This is a genomic window from Methylomonas sp. 2BW1-5-20 (assembly GCF_052474515.1).
On record NZ_CP184127.1, the window covers coordinates 3,126,116 to 3,141,921 of the forward strand.

Below are 15,806 nucleotides of genomic sequence, written 5' to 3' on the forward strand. Positions count from 1 at the left end.
TTCACACATAAGCATTTACTTACATAAAACCATAAATAATCTTACTTTTCACTAAAACTGTGAGCGTTCCTACTTTTTATTTCGGATAGTCTGATATGCAGGCTCTCCGCATTTGCATAAGATGCGGAAATCGAAATTCGAATGTATTGGGTGTTCAGCTATGCAGGCTTTAATTAAAGGCGAATTGTTTACCGCGAACGTTCGCGGCACACTGGATATCGCCAAATGTCGCGAATTGCCGCTGTCATACACCACCCGTGCAGAAGGAAACGCCCACGCCAATAGTAATCTCGAACGCATCGCCGGATTTGCTGGCTACGAAACGACGCTGTCCGCGATCCACGGCAGGCTAACGGCAGGCTTAAAATCGCATTTACACGGAGACGCTAACGCGGATTGTTTAATACAAAATAGCCCTATCTTGACCAAGGATTGTCGGGATCGCAAAAATCGCCCGCCGTTAAATACCGCATAAGCGTTACCGGAAAAATTGGCATGAAGATACCCTTCTTCGATTTTTTCAGTAGCGGCGGCTTGATGCCGCATGGCTTCTGTCTGAAATGGACGCCCGGCCTACTCTGGTCGTATGTCATTTCCGAAGCATTAATTACCCTCGCCTATTCCGCCATTGCCATCATCCTGGCTTATTTCGTGGTACAGCGCAAAGACTTGAAGTTCCGCCACATTTACCTGATGTTCAGCGCTTTTATCCTGGCGTGCGGAACTACCCATCTCACCTCCATCCTCCTGATCTGGCAACCGCTGTATTGGCTGGATGCCGGCATTAAAGCCTTAACCGCGGTAATCTCCGTTGCGGCCGCGGCCTTACTGGTCAGAATGTTGCCGCACGCGCTGAAACTGCCCAGCAACCGACAATTGCAAGCCGAGATCGACGTCCGCAATCGGGTACAGCAGGATTTACAAGCCAGCGAAAGCAAACTCAAAGCGCTTAGTCAACAACTGATCAGTCTGATCGAGGCCATCCCCGATGCGATACTGTTCAAGGATGGCGACGGCCGGCTGCTGTTTGCCAACGAACATGCGCAACACCTTTTTAGAATTAACAATTTGGACTGGCAGGGCAAAACGTTCCTGGAATTAGCCAACCAACAACCCGAGCAGTTGGATAAGCATATGCAATTGTTCTCGGACGAAGAAACGGTGTGGCAGGCGGGACATTTGATGATGATTGAAGACCGCGTCCTAAACGACGAGGGACATCTGATCGAAATCGAAGTACGCAAGACGCCGATTTACCGGGAAAACGGCCAACGTAAAGGCATGGTGATTATTAGCCGGGACATCAGTAATATTCGTTGGGCGGAAAGCCAATTACGCATAGCGGAGAAGGCTATCGAATCGCAGGAAGGCATTATGATTACCGATGAGAACAATCTCATCCTGCGCGTCAACAATGCCTTTACCCGGCTGACAGGCTACCTCCCGGAGGAAGTGATCGGTAAACCTCCCTCGATTTTAAAATCGGGCCGCCATGGCCCTGGATTTTATCGAGAGATGTGGGCGACGCTACTAAGAGAAAAATTCTGGCAAGGCGAAGTATGGGATAGACGTAAAAACGGCGACATCTACCCGAAATGGCTGACCATCAGCGTGGTGACCGGCGCGGACGGCCGCACCAGCAATTATGTCGCAGCCTTTACCGACATCAGCAAGCATAAAGAAGCGCAAGCGGCTATTCATCGTCTCGCTTACTACGACCCGTTGACCGATCTGCCCAATCGCCGTCTGTTGCAAGACCGGCTGCACCAAGCCTTGAATAACAGCCGTTGCGATCACCTATACGGTGCGGTGCTGATGATCGACGTCGACAATTTCAAAACCATTAACGATACTCAGGGCCATCAAGTCGGCGACCAGCTGCTGATCGAGATCGCCCTACGCCTGAAGGCCTGCGTCCGCCAGGGCGATACCGTGGCGCGGCTGGGCGGCGATGAATTTATCGTGCTGCTGGAAAACCTCGGCGCGACGCTGAACATGGCCACGAATAATGCCGAAGAAGTCGCGCAAAAAATTCTAGACACCGTCAACACCAGCATTCCGCTGAACGGCAAGGAACATATCGGCTCCATCAGTATCGGTATCGGCATATTCGACGAGCACAACAACTCCTTCGACGACACACTCCGCCGGGCCGATGCGGCTTTATATCAAGCCAAGGATGCCGGCCGCAACACCCTGCGCTTCTTCGATCCGCAGATGCAGGCCTTGCTGGAATCGCGGGTACTTCTGGAATTCGATTTGCGCCATGCGCAATCTCAAGATCAGTTGAGCCTGCATTATCAGGCGCAGGTGGATAAAAACGGCAATATATTCGGCGCGGAAGCCTTACTACGTTGGCAGCATCCGCAAAGAGGCATGATTTCGCCGGCTGAGTTTATCCCGCTGGCCGAGGAATCCGGATTGATTCTCCCTATCGGCGAATGGGTGCTGCAAACTGCATGCGAGCAACTCAAGGCCTGGGAAAACCACCGGCTCGCTCAAAACCTACAAATTGCCGTCAATGTCAGCGCCAGACAATTTCGCCAACCCGACTTTGTCGAGCAGATTTGCCGGATTGTAAAAAACACAGGCATCAACCCGGCAAAACTCAAGCTGGAACTGACCGAAAGCATGGTGCTGCACAATGTTGCCGACGCCATCGAAAAAATGCAGACCTTAAAAATGTACGGCGTACGCTTTTCGATGGACGATTTCGGCACCGGCTATTCGTCGTTGAATTACCTGAAAAAACTACCGCTGAGCCAGTTAAAAATCGACCAAAGTTTTGTGCGCGACATTATCGTCGACCCGAACGATGCGGTCATTGCCCAAACCATTATCGGCATGGGCCACAATCTGGGATTGAATGTGATCGCGGAGGGTGTGGAAACTCAAGACCAACGCATTTGTCTGGAACGTATAGGTTGCGACGCCTTTCAAGGTTACCTATTTGGTAGACCCATGCCCGCACCGGAATTCGAAAGACATATCGCCGCCAAGCGCAAAGGGATAGCGCTACATGGCGCTCATACCGACGCATAGCCGGACGAGCCTCAAATAACAGCCGATTTTTCAGTGCCTGGCTGGTAGCGACGCGCGCATGAACAATTGTCCGCCCGCCAGTTTAATAATACTTATAACTATAACAGGGGGAGATTTTTATGCTTTTGATGAACTGGCATTCGGTTGGGGTAAAAGTGGTAGCCATTACCATGGGTATACTCACATTCCTGGGCTTGGCTTTATTATTGATTTTTGCCAACGCCGAAAAACAAAAACTAGTCGATCGCAAGATAGAGTCTTCCCGACAATTGCTGCTGCTTTCCGAATCGATCCGCGACAATGTAACCAAAAAATGGGAAAGCGGTCTTTACTCTCCCGACCAACTCAGGCAACTGGTACACGATAAAGATCCAGCCAACAGCCGTGCCCTGATTATCGCGACCGTCCCCACCGCAAACGCCTGGGACGTGATCGAAGCCAAAGCCAAAGAAGGCGGTTTTCGTTTTAAAGCACCTTCGTTAAACCCACGCAACCCGCCCAGAAACATGCCGGACCAACTGGAACAGCAGGTACTGGACAACTTCAAAAAAGACCCCTCTCTAAGCGAATACAGCGTTGTCGACGAAGAAAAACAGGAAATTCGTTATTTCAGACCGGTAAAAATGGTTAAGCAATGCGAACTTTGCCACGGCGACCCTAGCACCTCCCAAGCACTATGGGGTAACAGCAAAGGCCAGGATCTGCTCGGTTATCCCATGGAAAATCGCCGTGCCGGTGACCTGCACGGCGCCTTCGAGATTATCACCCCCTTTAGTACCGCGTTTAGCGAACTAAAACAAACCCTGTTCTACGCCATTGGATTTCTGGGTCTGACATTAATCATCATCGGCGTCACCGGTTATATGGTCATGAGTAAAATCATCATCGGCCCATTAACCGCTTTAGCACTAAACCTGCAAGCCATTTGCAGCGGCGACGGCAATTTGCGCGCCAGGCTCAGTGCATCCGGCAAGTCCGAATTTGCCTGGGTAGCTTCCAGCTTTAACGCCTTCGTCAAAAAGATCGCCAAAACAGTTGAAGAAATCAGCATCACCAGCGGCAGACTGGCGCAGGCATCCGATAAACTGGCAACCATCACCCAATCCACCCAGCATGGCGTGGAACGCCAGCAACAGGAAACCACACTGGTGGCCAATGCGATGAAACAAATGACCTCAACGGTGCAAGAGGTAGCGAAAAACGCGGTCAAGGCCTCGGAGGCGGCGGAAACGGCGGATCGGGAAGCCGCATTAGGGAAAAATATCGTCACGCAAGCGGTCGGCGGAATCAACGAACTGGCTTTGGAAGTGGAAAACGCCGCCAATGTCATTCACGACCTGGAAAACGACAGCAACAGTATCGGCGAAGTCTTAAGCGTGATTCAAAGTATCGCCGAACAAACCAATTTACTGGCCTTAAACGCGGCGATCGAAGCGGCACGCGCCGGCGAACAAGGCCGCGGCTTTGCGGTGGTGGCGGATGAAGTCAGAACTCTGGCCAGCCGCACGCAAAACTCGACGCTGGAAATCAGGCAAACCATAGAAAGACTGCAAGGCCGTGCCAAACAAGCTGTGTCGGTGATGGAAAACGGCAGAAAACGGGCCGCATCCAGCGTAGAGCAAGCCGCTTCGGCCGGTGGTTCGATCAATGCGATCAGCGAGAGGATTTATACCATCAGCGATATGAATAATCAGATCGCCACCGCGGCGGAAGAACAAACGGCGGTAGCGGACGAGATTAACCGCAATGTCAGCAATATCAGTCGTGTTTCCGAAGAAACCGCCATCGGAGCCAAAAATACCGCCGACGCCTGCCGCGAGTTACTCGATCTCGCCAACGAACTGCGTTCGACGGTCGGCCATTTTAAAACTTAAGACACTTTCGTTAAGCTAAAAGCGGCGGTTTCCAAGCACCTAAAAACACGGTGCTTGGAAACCCAAAGGTTATCAAGCCACTGTTTCTAGCCGATTTTTTCGGCGGCCGACCAGACTGGTTACCGCATCTCAACGCAATCCGCAGTATAATGCTCGGTTTTTCCTGACAGACATCGTTTTATGAGTCAACAAAGAAAAGCCGTGGCGCTGATTTCCGGCGGCCTGGATTCCATGCTGGCCAGCAAAGCCATCTTGGAACAAGGGATCCACGTCGAGGGCATCAATTTTTTCACCGGCTTTTGCGTGGAAGGCCACACCCACGCAATACGCAAGCAAGACGCCGATAAGGTCAAACGCAATAATTCGTTATGGGTTGCCGAACAATTAGGCATCAAACTGCACATTATCGACGTTATTGAGGAATATAAGAACGTGCTGCTCAATCCCAAGCACGGTTACGGCGCCAACCTCAACCCCTGCCTGGACTGCAAGATTTTCATGGTCAACAAGGCCAAGCAGTGGATGGCGGAAAACGGTTTCGATTTCATCATCACCGGCGAAGTGGTCGGCCAAAGGCCCATGTCGCAACGCAAGCAAACCATGCCCATTGTCGCCGCCGAATCAGGTGCCGACGATTTATTGGTACGCCCTTTATCCGCGCAAAACCTGCCAGCCACCCTGCCGGAACGCGAAGGCTGGATCAACCGTGAAAAACTGTTCGGTTTCAGCGGCCGTTCCCGCAAACCGCAAATGACACTGGCTAAGGAATACGGTTTTGCCGATTACGCCCAACCGGCGGGCGGCTGCTGCTTTCTCACTGATGAAGCCTATTCATTAAAGCTAGTGGATTTATGGAAAGCGCGCGGCGAACGCGATTACGATCTGGACGATGTCATGCTACTGAAAGTGGGCAGACACATTCGCCCGAAAGCGCATTTTAAAGTCATCGTGGCCCGCGAAGACGGCGAAGCCCGCTTCATGAGCGGCTACAAAAAAGAGTTTGTGAGCATGAATTGCGCCAGCCATCGCGGCCCACTGGCCTTGATCGACGGCACGCCCAGCGAAGACGACCTGATTCAGGCCGCGCAGATTACCGCGCGCTACGGCCAAGGCCGCGAAGCCGATCAAGTGGAAGTCACTATCCGCGACCGAGACGGCGCAGAACGCAATGTGTTTGTGAAGCCTTTGCTCGCCGACGAAATTCCGGAGGAGTGGTTCGTATGAGTGCGCATGCTTTGAACGCCCGCCGCTTGCTCTGCCCATTGCCAGTAATCCGCACTCAGGATAAAGTCAAAACTCTGCAAAGCGGTGACGTGTTGACGGTGGAATGCACCGATCCGGGGGTGATGCAGGATATTCCGGCTTGGTGTCGGATTAATGGGCATCAGGTGTTGGAGACTCGGTCCGAGAATGGCGAATATGTGATTGTTTTGGAAGTGGGGTAAGTTGTTTGCTGTTTCGATTGGTTGAGTATTTGAGTCGCTGTCGCGACGGTTTTTAGATGTCGGTTCTCGGACCGACAGCCGAGTGACTTTTCTTTGTTTGGCCAAAGAAAAGTCACCAAAAGAAACGTCACCCGGATGCCGCTTTGATCCTGCGCTCCGAAGCTTTCGACGGGGATCGACAGAAGGGGCTTCCTGCCCCTCTGTCGATGTGCGGCATCCATGCCGCACCCCTGCGGGCTATTCCCGCCAAAAGCTCCGGTGCTCGGCGCGGCATGCGGGAGGGAAACCATCCTGACAACAGGAAACGGTTCACTTTCGAAAATGAGATGATATACAGAAACCATTTAATAACTTGTTGGGCGGCATGACCCGAGCACTTCTCTTATCCAGTTTTGCAGTTATCCTCGCCTCATGCGGAGAGGATAATTATTCGTCGATCGATACGGAATTGCTTTCAACTGACATTCACGTCTCTGTGGCGCAGCACGCCCTGGTTCTTCCATTCGTTGCCTCAGATGATTACCCCTACCAAAAGCTATCATTTTCTTTGAACCGGAAGGGCGACAGCGAACGAACTCAAGAAGCGTTAGGCCACTTTCTGCATGATTCGGCTGCCCCAAATAAACCATTGGAACTTGATAGTCTCTCGGTGGTTGTGAAAACATATGGATGGAATGACGGTGATACTGACTATAAACGAGTATGTCCGCTGTTAACCCGCGAATGGGCGAGGTCTGTGTGTGACAATCCTTGGGCAGCCACACAACAGGCTCTTCCCGCCAATCGATTCCAGTTAGTAAATCTGCGCCGTTTGCAGGTCGGAAATACACGTGGCACGATTAATTGCCGCGACGATGGCAAACCGCGCCTACCTTTGCCACAAAAACCGGGCGAGGCAGTAATGGTCTGCGAAGCTATGGTGTACGGCGGAGACGACGATCAATATCATAGTGCAGTTATCCGAATCGATGGCGATCTTGGGGCTCTATGGATGGTCTGGCGATACGGGCAAAATGGTGAGACAGCCGAAGAAATGGCAGATAGAGAAGGAAAAGCGATTTTTGCTTTTGTGCAATATGCGCTTGGACAGAACGAAGATTTTTCTGCACTCCATGCGGACATGTGCCGTCTACGCCGACCCGGCTCAAATAATAGTCCACACGGTGCAGATTGTGATCACTCAACGCGGTAAGGTGCAATCCGAAGGGCGTCAATAGGCGAAGCCGTATTGCGCCGCATGTTGGCCTTCGATGATTCGGTGCATTACGCTATCGCTAATGCACCCTACGAAGGTTAAATAAAAGGCTTTGGGGCGTGAATTACTTGCAAAATTACGGGATGGTTTTGTCCCGTATGCCACGCCAAGCACCGGAGCTTTTGAACGGAATAGCCCGTAAGGGGCGCCGCAGGGATGCGGCGCGTTGCCGAAGGGGCAGGAAGCCCCTTTCGGCAACCCTGTTCAAAAGCGAGGAGCGCAGGGAATAAGCGGTATCCGGGTGTCTTTTCTTTTGGATACTTTTCTTTGGACAAGCAAAGAAAAGTATCTCGGCTGTCGGGCCGAGACCCGACATTAAAATAAGCCGTCGCGGTAGCGACACAAATTAACAGGTTACAACAATGGCAGTAGGACAAATCGACTTCCCCACCATGCATGCCGTAAACGGCATCAAACTCGGCACCTGTAACGCCGGCATCAAGCAAACCGTCCGCGACGATATTTTAGTGATCGAAATGGCGGACGGCGGCAGTTGCGCGGCAGTGTTTACCCAAAATGCGTTTTGCGCGGCGCCGGTGCATATCGCCAAAGCGCATTTATCGCAAAATCCGCGTTGGTTGCTGGTCAATTCCGGTAACGCCAATGCCGGCACCGGCAAGCAAGGCCTGCAAGACGCATTTGCCTGCTGCGCCAATTTGGCCGGCGAAGTCGAAGCCTTGGCGCAACAGGTTTTGCCGTTCTCGACCGGCGTCATCGGCGAACCTCTGCCCGTGGAAAAGCTTTCGGCGGCACTCCCCGCAGCAGTCTCTAACTTGGCGGAGAGCCATTGGGACCAAGCCGCCCGCGCGATTATGACCACCGATACCTTCCCCAAGGGCGCTTCCGTGGTCATCGACATCGCCGGCCATCCGGTGGCGATTACCGGCATTTCCAAGGGCGCCGGCATGATCCAGCCCAATATGGCCACGATGCTGGGCTTTGTCGCCACCGACGCCACAATCGAACAATCTCTGTTACAAGAATGCCTATCCGCGGCGGCGGAGAAATCGTTTAACCGCATCACCGTGGATGGCGATACCTCGACTAACGACGCCTGCGTGTTGTTGGCCAGCGGCAGTAGCTCGGCTCCGGAAATTTTGGCCGGCAGTGCGGAGTATGCGGCCTTCTCTTCTGCTGTTATGGCGGTCTGCAAACGCCTGGCGGAACTGATTATTCGTGACGGCGAAGGCGCTACCAAGCTGATGCGCATCATCGTCGAACAGGCGCGCGATAGCGCCGAGGCGGTACAAATCGCCAAAACCATTGCCCATTCGCCCTTGGTGAAAACCGCATTCTTCGCCAGCGACCCCAACTGGGGCCGGATTCTGGCTGCTGTCGGCCGGGCCGGGGTTGAAAACATGGATCTGGATAAAATCGAAATTTATCTGGGTACGGTGTGCATAGTCGAAAACGGCGGCCGCGCTCGCTCGTACACCGAACAGGATGGTCAGCGCGTGATGAATCAGGAGGAAATCGTTGTCACGGTCAGACTGGGACGCGGCGCAGCCAGCGAGGAAGTGCTGACTTGCGATTTTTCCTACGATTATGTGAAAATCAACGCCGAATACCGCACTTAAAACCTAAGCATGACAAACAACAGCCTGCCGCTGCATGTCGCAGTCGGCGTTATTCGCGACGGCGACGGTAGGATTTTGATTACCCAACGCGCCAAACACGCGCATCAAGGCGGCTTATGGGAGTTTCCCGGAGGCAAACTGGAAGCCGGCGAACCGGTGCAGCAGGCTCTGGCCCGCGAATTGGCGGAAGAAGTCGGCATTCAGGTACAAACCGCGACACCGCTAATCAAAATCAACCACGATTACGGCGACAGGCATGTGTTACTGGATGTCTGGAATGTCACGGCATTTACCGGTCAGGCCAGGGGCTGCGAAGGCCAGGAGATGCGCTGGGTTAAGGTTGAGCAACTGCGGGAATTCAGTTTCCCGGTTGCCAATGTACCCATCATCGCCGCCGCGCAACTCCCGCATTATTACGCTATCCTGGAAGGCCGCAGCGTTGCCGAAGCATTGGACAATTGCCGACGAATTTTAGCGGCCGACATCAAACTAGTGCAATTTCGCGTCAAGTCTTTACCGATTGCCGATTTGCAAAACCTATTCGAGCAAGTTTCTCAACTTTGCCGGCAGCAACAGGTTAGTTTGCTGGTCAACGCCGATTTGCCTGTCGACACCGCTAATGCGCAAGGCCTGCACCTCAGCAGCTGCGCCTTACTCACGTGTAATGAAAGGCCAAACGGCTATAGTTGGGTGGCGGCGTCTTGTCATAACCTTGATGAACTAAAACAAGCGGAAACGCTAGGCCTGGACTTTGCGGTTTTAGCCCCCGTTCAACCGACCGCATCGCATCTGGACGCTACGCCACTAGGCTGGCGAACCTTCGCCGAATTGCTCGAGCAAATCAATTTACCGGTGTTCGCCCTAGGCGGTTTAGGCAGGCACGACCTGGATAGAGCACTTGCCGCCGGCGCGCAAGGCATAGCCGGCATCAGCACGTTTTTAGTGGCAGATTAGCCAAAAAATGACTTAGTAGGATTCAAAATCCGAACTTTCCTCGTCTTCGTCAAGCAGCGGCGGACCAGGGATTTTATGGGCTTCGGTCGCCCAATCGCCTAAATCGATCAGTTTGCAGCGTTCGGAACAGAACGGCTTGAATGCTTCGGCGGCTATCCAGGCTACCGGCTTGCGACAAGTGGGGCATGCCACCATAGGCGGGGTGTTCGCGGTCATCAGAACATGCAGCGGGTTAAGGAAAACTCCACATCGTCGAGCGTCTGGCTGGGCCGGTTTTCATCGACAGACGGGTTCATAAAACGAATGCTGAATCTGTGTTTGCCGCCGCTAATCTCGGCAAAGCACGCCATGTCGGCAGCCAGCCCGACCCTTAGCAATTGCACCGGATGATTTTTATTGTCCAGCGCTAATTGAAAAAACCCGGCCTTGGCGATTTCTTGCGTCGGCATGCTGCTTTGCCGAATAAAGCCCAAGATCAAATCGATCGCTACCCGTATATCCACGAATGGCTGAGTCCAGCGTTCCAGATCTTTTTGCTGCTCGGCTTCGTTTTGCTCCAGCCAGTAATGAAAAGCCGGCAAATCGAAGGAACAGCTGCCGCCAGGGATGGAATTACGCTGCGAAATACTTTGAAACAAGTCGCTTTCCATCACGCTGATGCCGATTTTGCCGTTGGCGCTATACAGACTGCGGCTGGCCTGATTCAGTTCGGCGAGAATTTCTTGTAGCTTTTCGTCGTCGACGCCATGTGTATGCGCCAGCTGATTCAGTACTTTGGTATGCCTGTCCAGCTCCTTGATCAACTCGGATTTCAAGTCGCTGCGACTGAAGATCATCAGGATGTCGAGTAAAACCGAAATGGCGGCGCGTTTATCGAAAACCGAAGCGCCCAACATGAAGTGACTGAGCTGTTGAAAGAGTTGCTCCAAGCGCATAAACACCCGAATTCGTTCATTGAGAGGGAATTCGTAGATAGTTTGTGTATTCAAGCCGATTGTGTCCTGACGGTGGCTAATAAAATGTAGGAATTGTGCAGTCTTTTAACCTGTTCTGCAAGTTGCTCGGGGCCGGCGATATTGTCGATGACATCGTCCGCTTTGCTTAACCGCTCTTGCCTGGACATCTGACTGTCGATGATGGCTTGTACTTGCTGGCCAGTCAGCTTGTCGCGAGCGATGACCCGCTCTATTTGCGCGTCCACCGGGCAATCGATCAACAAAACCCGGTCCACCGCGTAGGCATTTTTCGACTCCAGCAACAACGGCACGGCAATAATGCAATAGTCGGCAGATAGAGCGCTAACATCCGCCGCGATTCGAGCGTAGACCAAAGGATGCATGATGCCGTCCAAGTCGCGCTTTTTATCCGCATCGGCAAATACCGCGTCGCGCAGCCTGGCTCGATTCAAGCTACCGTCCTGATTAAGCATCTGCTGGCCGAACGACGCTACGATCAGCGATAAGGCCGGCTGCCCCGGCTCGACTAACTGCCTGGCAATCAGATCCGCATCGACGATGGGCACGCCAAATTCGGCAAACAACCGGCAGACCGTGGATTTACCGCTGCCTATGCCGCCCGTCAGACCTATCTTCAGCATCGCCTACAGGCCGGCAGTGTGCAGATATAAGGCATTCAGCTCCGTTCCGAACAACATAGCCAGCCAGCCGGCCATGGCCAGATACGGCCCGAATGGTATCGGTTTGCCAGCATCGCGCTTGCCGAACACGATCATCGCAATACCGACGACTGCTCCCACCAGCGATGACAATAGAATAATCAGCGGCAAACATTGCCAGCCCAACCAGGCGCCGAACAGCGCAAGGAGCTTGAAATCGCCATAACCCATACCTTCCTTGCCGGTCAGCAATTTGAACAACTGGTAAACGCTCCACAGGCTCAAATAGCCGGCAATCGCACCAATAATGGCGTCATGACTATTAGTGTAAATATCGAACAGACTCAGTAACAGACCCAGCCACAACATCGGCAGAGTGATCGAATCCGGCAACAACTGCTGGTCAATGTCGATAAAGCTCAGCGCGATCAAACTCCAAGTCAGCGGCAACGCAAACGCCAAAGCCCAACCGTAACCGAAATGCCAAGCGACGACAGCGGAACACAGCCCGGTAAACGCTTCGATAAGCGGGTAACGGACGGCGATTCTCACACCGCAATGTCCGCATTTGCCGCCCAACAGTAGATAACTGATTACCGGAATATTTTGATAGGCTTTGATTTCGGTTTTGCAAGACGGGCAATGCGAGGCCGGTAACATCAGGTTAAGTTCCGCAACAGCTTCGTCCAGCGGCAGCTGCAGATATTCTTGGCATTCTCGACGCCAATCGGCCTGCATCATCACCGGCAAACGATAAATTACCACGTTTAGAAAGCTGCCGACCAACAGGCCCAGTATGCAAACGACGCCGATCAGGAAGAGCGGATATTGTTGTAGAGTGGCAAAAACCATGAGGGAGAGAGGATGTTTGTAATCTGGCCACCTTGCTCGTATCAGCGATATCGAGCAAGGTGGAATAGCAAAAACTAAATAGCCGCGCCCAGCTTGAAGATTGGCAGATACATGGCGACGATCAAACCGCCAACCAGGATACCCAAGATCACCATGATGATAGGCTCCATCAAACTGCTCAAGTTATCGACCAGGTTATCGACCTCTTCTTCGTAAAAATCGGCGACTTTATCCAGCATCGCGTCTATAGAACCAGACTCCTCGCCGATCGCCACCATCTGTACCACCATATTCGGAAACATGCCGGTAGTCTCCAACGCAAACTTCAATTGCTGACCGGTGGAGACGTCGTCCCGCACCTTCATCACCGCTTCGTAGAACAAAATATTGCCGCAGGCACCGGCTACCGACACCAAAGCCTCGACCAAGGGCACACCGGCTGCCGACATGGTGGAAAGGGTCCGGGCAAAACGGGCAATGGCCGACTTCTCCAGAATCATCCCCACTACCGGGATTTTCAGCAAAGTCTTGTCCAGAAAATGATTAAATGCCTTGGAGCGTTTTTTAAAATACGTAAATACATAAGCGACCACAACGATCACGCCGATAACCGCCCACCACCATTCCTGCACCCACGCGGACAGCTCTATGACAAACTGAGTAAACGCGGGCAAATCGGCACCGAAGCCTTTGAACAAGTCCTCGAACACCGGCACCACGAAAATCAGCAAAATCGCAGTCACGATAAAGGCCACGACCAACACAGCAATCGGGTAGGTCAAGGCTTTTTTAACTTTCTTTTTAATCGACTCGGTTTTTTCTTTATAAGTAGCAATCTTGTCCAGCAAAGTTTCCAATACACCGGCATGTTCACCTGCCTCGACCAGATTGCAGAACAAGGCATCGAAATACAGCGGTTTTCTATTTAAAGCTTGCGCCAGGGTATCGCCGCCTTCAACGTCGGACTTAATCGACAGCAATAACTCCGACATACTGGCATTGTCATGTCCCTTGCCGATAATGTCGAAAGATTGCACCAAGGGTACGCCGGCAGCCAACATCGTTGCCAGCTGCCTGGCAAACACAGCGATATCGCCCGGGGTAATTTTCTGTACCCGCGGACTGAACAGCGGCTTGGACTTGGCCTTGATACCGATTACCCGAATCCCCATCCGCCGCAATTCGGCACGGGCAATCACCTCGCTCTTGGCACTGATGGTGCCTTTGGTTTTTTTGTTTTGCCTATCGAAACCATCCCAATTGAACTCGATTTGCTCTTCTTGCTTTGCCATATTTATTCCTTGGTCACCCGGTCAATTTCTTGCAGCGAGGTAATGCCTTGCTTGATCTTTAACAGCCCCGACATTCTTAAATCGTTGATCCCTTCGCTCTTGGACAATTCCGCCATTTGCATCGAGTTGCCGCCGTTCAAAATCAGCGCCCGCATTTTTTCGGTAATCGGCATCACCTGATAAATGCCGACCCGTCCCTTATAACCGTTGTTGCAATGTTCGCAACCGACAGGGCCGTAGACTTTAAATGTACCGATTTCTTCCTGCTTAAACCCGGCCGACAACAAGGCACTTTCCGGATAATCGACTTCCTGCTTGCAATGCTCACACAGACGCCGCGCTAGCCGCTGCGCCATAATCAAAACTACCGCCGAAACAATATTGAACGGTTCGATACCCATCTGCACCAGACGGTTAATGGTTTGCGGCGCATCGTTGGTGTGCAGTGTGGATAACACCATGTGTCCGGTTTGCGCAGCCTTAACCGCAATACTGGCGGTCTCTAGGTCGCGAATCTCGCCGACCATGATGATGTCCGGATCTTGCCGCAAAAACGCCCGTAGTGCCTCGGCAAAGGTCAGACCAGCCTTGGGATTAACGTTGACCTGATTGATGCCTTCCACGGTGATCTCCACCGGATCTTCGGCGGTGGAAATATTGGTCTCGATGCTATTGAGAATATTCAAGCCGGTGTAAAGCGACACGGTTTTACCGCTACCGGTCGGCCCGGTGACCAGCACCATACCGTAAGGCTTATGAATCGCCTCCAAAAAGTTTTTTTGCTGTTCGGGTTCAAAGCCGAGTTTCTCGATACCGATCTGGGCGCTGGTCGGATCGAGAATCCGCATCACCACTTTTTCGCCGAACAGCGTCGGGCAGGTGTTAACCCGAAAATCGATAGCCCGGTTCTTGGATATTTGCATCTTGATCCGGCCGTCCTGCGGCACCCGCCGCTCGGCAATATCCATCTTCGACATAACCTTCAACCGGGAAATAATCCGGTTCGCAATACCTACCGGCGGGCTGGCTACCTCCGACAAGATACCGTCGGCTCGAAAACGGATACGGAATTTCTTCTCGAAGGGTTCCAAATGTATGTCCGACACCCCGCGTTTGATCGAATCCAGTAGTATTTTATTTACAAAACGGACGATAGGCGCATCGTCAACATCCGAGCCGACGACTTCGTCAGCAGGCTTGCTGTCGTCGCCGGCGGAGATATCGATGTTATCCAGATCGTCGTCCAGCAAATCCTTCATCGACGTATCGGCGGCTTCCAGCGCCGTGTCTATCATTTTGATCAGCTTGTCTTCTTCAACCAGGATATTTTCGGTATTGTGACGAGTATGGAATTTGATCTCGTCCAGCGCCTGAAAATTAGTGGGATCCGCTGTCGCCACGAACAAGCGGTTACCGCGTTTGAACAAGGGCAAAGCGTGATGCTGCCGTATTAATTTTTCGCTGACCAATTTGATCGGCAAAAACGAGGGGTCGATCGCATCCAGATCGAAAAAAGGCACGCCAAACTCTGCCGAAGCCAGTGTAGCGACGGTTTTGCTGTCGGCGTATTTATGCTCTACCAGATAACTAATGAAAGCCTGCTTACGTTTTTGTGCCTCCTGCAAACAGGTTACCGCCGATTCTTCGGTCAACAAACCTTTTTGAATCAGGCATTTGACCAAGCCGCTGAAATGGATGTTAGAAGGTGCTGTCGCCATGAAAAAAAGTCTGGATTGGTTTTACTGCAACTATGTTCTGCAACTATAGATGAAGTAAGGATTTTATCCAAACTCATCGCCCCATGCACAAGACCTTAACATGAAGGAATAGACATGCCGTCGGCCAACTTGCTTGAACCGGACGGACACTGGACGACCATCGGCGCGAGGACCGCGCCGAT

At 52.4% G+C, this 15,806-nt stretch carries 14 protein-coding genes; 8 read left to right on the top strand and 6 right to left on the bottom strand.

From position 1 onward, the window contains the following. The first annotated feature begins 160 nt into the window (after positions 1-160). The 8 genes from ACH50O_RS14290 (at position 161) to ACH50O_RS14325 (ending at position 10,147) form a co-directional block, all read left to right on the top strand. A complete protein-coding gene (locus ACH50O_RS14290) occupies positions 161-475 on the top strand; it encodes a hypothetical protein (protein WP_446808454.1) in 315 nt (104 codons plus the stop codon). Between the two features lie 20 nt (positions 476-495). Beyond that, positions 496-3,042, top strand: a complete 2,547-nt coding sequence (locus ACH50O_RS14295; RefSeq protein WP_446808455.1) for an EAL domain-containing protein — start codon at positions 496-498, stop codon at positions 3,040-3,042. Between the two features lie 119 nt (positions 3,043-3,161). Next, entirely contained in the window at positions 3,162-4,916 is a 1,755-nt protein-coding gene (locus ACH50O_RS14300) for a methyl-accepting chemotaxis protein (RefSeq protein WP_446808456.1), read from the top strand. Between the two features lie 180 nt (positions 4,917-5,096). Continuing rightward, positions 5,097-6,140, top strand: a complete 1,044-nt coding sequence (locus ACH50O_RS14305; protein WP_446808457.1) for a tRNA (5-methylaminomethyl-2-thiouridylate)-methyltransferase — start codon at positions 5,097-5,099, stop codon at positions 6,138-6,140. Beyond that, positions 6,137-6,361, top strand: a complete 225-nt coding sequence (locus tag ACH50O_RS14310; RefSeq protein ID WP_446808458.1) for a sulfurtransferase TusA family protein — start codon at positions 6,137-6,139, stop codon at positions 6,359-6,361. The genes ACH50O_RS14305 and ACH50O_RS14310 overlap by 4 nt, the downstream gene beginning before the upstream one ends. A gap of 364 nt (positions 6,362-6,725) precedes the next feature. After that, a complete protein-coding gene (locus tag ACH50O_RS14315) occupies positions 6,726-7,553 on the top strand; it encodes a hypothetical protein (RefSeq protein WP_446808459.1) in 828 nt (275 codons plus the stop codon). A gap of 425 nt (positions 7,554-7,978) precedes the next feature. Beyond that, positions 7,979-9,193, top strand: coding sequence for a bifunctional glutamate N-acetyltransferase/amino-acid acetyltransferase ArgJ (argJ, locus tag ACH50O_RS14320; RefSeq protein ID WP_446808460.1), 1,215 nt, complete (start codon positions 7,979-7,981; stop codon positions 9,191-9,193). A 9-nt stretch (positions 9,194-9,202) separates the two neighbouring features. Continuing rightward, positions 9,203-10,147, top strand: a complete 945-nt coding sequence (locus tag ACH50O_RS14325) for a Nudix family hydrolase (protein WP_446808461.1) — start codon at positions 9,203-9,205, stop codon at positions 10,145-10,147. A 12-nt stretch (positions 10,148-10,159) separates the two neighbouring features. Here ACH50O_RS14325 and yacG read toward each other — a convergent pair whose 3' ends face one another. From yacG to pilB, 6 genes are all read right to left on the bottom strand, one after another. Beyond that, positions 10,160-10,363 (bottom strand): DNA gyrase inhibitor YacG, encoded by a 204-nt coding sequence (yacG, locus tag ACH50O_RS14330; RefSeq protein WP_446808462.1) that lies wholly within the window; start codon positions 10,361-10,363, stop codon positions 10,160-10,162. Next, positions 10,363-11,136 (bottom strand): cell division protein ZapD, encoded by a 774-nt coding sequence (gene zapD, locus ACH50O_RS14335; RefSeq protein ID WP_446808463.1) that lies wholly within the window; start codon positions 11,134-11,136, stop codon positions 10,363-10,365. The genes yacG and zapD overlap by 1 nt, the downstream gene beginning before the upstream one ends. Then, positions 11,133-11,744 (bottom strand): dephospho-CoA kinase, encoded by a 612-nt coding sequence (coaE, locus tag ACH50O_RS14340; protein ID WP_446808464.1) that lies wholly within the window; start codon positions 11,742-11,744, stop codon positions 11,133-11,135. The genes zapD and coaE overlap by 4 nt, the downstream gene beginning before the upstream one ends. Before the next feature lie 3 nt (positions 11,745-11,747). Further along, positions 11,748-12,614 (bottom strand): prepilin peptidase, encoded by an 867-nt coding sequence (locus tag ACH50O_RS14345; RefSeq protein WP_446808465.1) that lies wholly within the window; start codon positions 12,612-12,614, stop codon positions 11,748-11,750. A gap of 74 nt (positions 12,615-12,688) precedes the next feature. Further along, a complete protein-coding gene (locus ACH50O_RS14350; protein WP_446808466.1) occupies positions 12,689-13,906 on the bottom strand; it encodes a type II secretion system F family protein in 1,218 nt (405 codons plus the stop codon). A gap of 2 nt (positions 13,907-13,908) precedes the next feature. Next, entirely contained in the window at positions 13,909-15,624 is a 1,716-nt protein-coding gene (pilB, locus tag ACH50O_RS14355) for a type IV-A pilus assembly ATPase PilB (protein ID WP_446808467.1), read from the bottom strand. Positions 15,625-15,806: the final 182 nt, after the last annotated feature.

What these genes read in the sequence shown, in the direction of transcription:
- ACH50O_RS14295 (WP_446808455.1), top strand. Translation starts at nt 496, where the DNA reads ATGAAGATACCCTTCTTCGATTTTTTCAGTAGCGGCGGCTTGATGCCG.
- ACH50O_RS14290 (WP_446808454.1), top strand. Translation starts at nt 161, where the DNA reads ATGCAGGCTTTAATTAAAGGCGAATTGTTTACCGCGAACGTTCGCGGC.
- yacG (WP_446808462.1), bottom strand. Translation starts at nt 10,363, where the DNA reads ATGACCGCGAACACCCCGCCTATGGTGGCATGCCCCACTTGTCGCAAG.
- ACH50O_RS14315 (WP_446808459.1), top strand. Translation starts at nt 6,726, where the DNA reads ATGACCCGAGCACTTCTCTTATCCAGTTTTGCAGTTATCCTCGCCTCA.
- ACH50O_RS14300 (WP_446808456.1), top strand. Translation starts at nt 3,162, where the DNA reads ATGCTTTTGATGAACTGGCATTCGGTTGGGGTAAAAGTGGTAGCCATT.
- ACH50O_RS14305 (WP_446808457.1), top strand. Translation starts at nt 5,097, where the DNA reads ATGAGTCAACAAAGAAAAGCCGTGGCGCTGATTTCCGGCGGCCTGGAT.
- ACH50O_RS14310 (WP_446808458.1), top strand. Translation starts at nt 6,137, where the DNA reads ATGAGTGCGCATGCTTTGAACGCCCGCCGCTTGCTCTGCCCATTGCCA.
- argJ (WP_446808460.1), top strand. Translation starts at nt 7,979, where the DNA reads ATGGCAGTAGGACAAATCGACTTCCCCACCATGCATGCCGTAAACGGC.
- ACH50O_RS14325 (WP_446808461.1), top strand. Translation starts at nt 9,203, where the DNA reads ATGACAAACAACAGCCTGCCGCTGCATGTCGCAGTCGGCGTTATTCGC.
- coaE (WP_446808464.1), bottom strand. Translation starts at nt 11,744, where the DNA reads ATGCTGAAGATAGGTCTGACGGGCGGCATAGGCAGCGGTAAATCCACG.
- pilB (WP_446808467.1), bottom strand. Translation starts at nt 15,624, where the DNA reads ATGGCGACAGCACCTTCTAACATCCATTTCAGCGGCTTGGTCAAATGC.
- ACH50O_RS14350 (WP_446808466.1), bottom strand. Translation starts at nt 13,906, where the DNA reads ATGGCAAAGCAAGAAGAGCAAATCGAGTTCAATTGGGATGGTTTCGAT.
- ACH50O_RS14345 (WP_446808465.1), bottom strand. Translation starts at nt 12,614, where the DNA reads ATGGTTTTTGCCACTCTACAACAATATCCGCTCTTCCTGATCGGCGTC.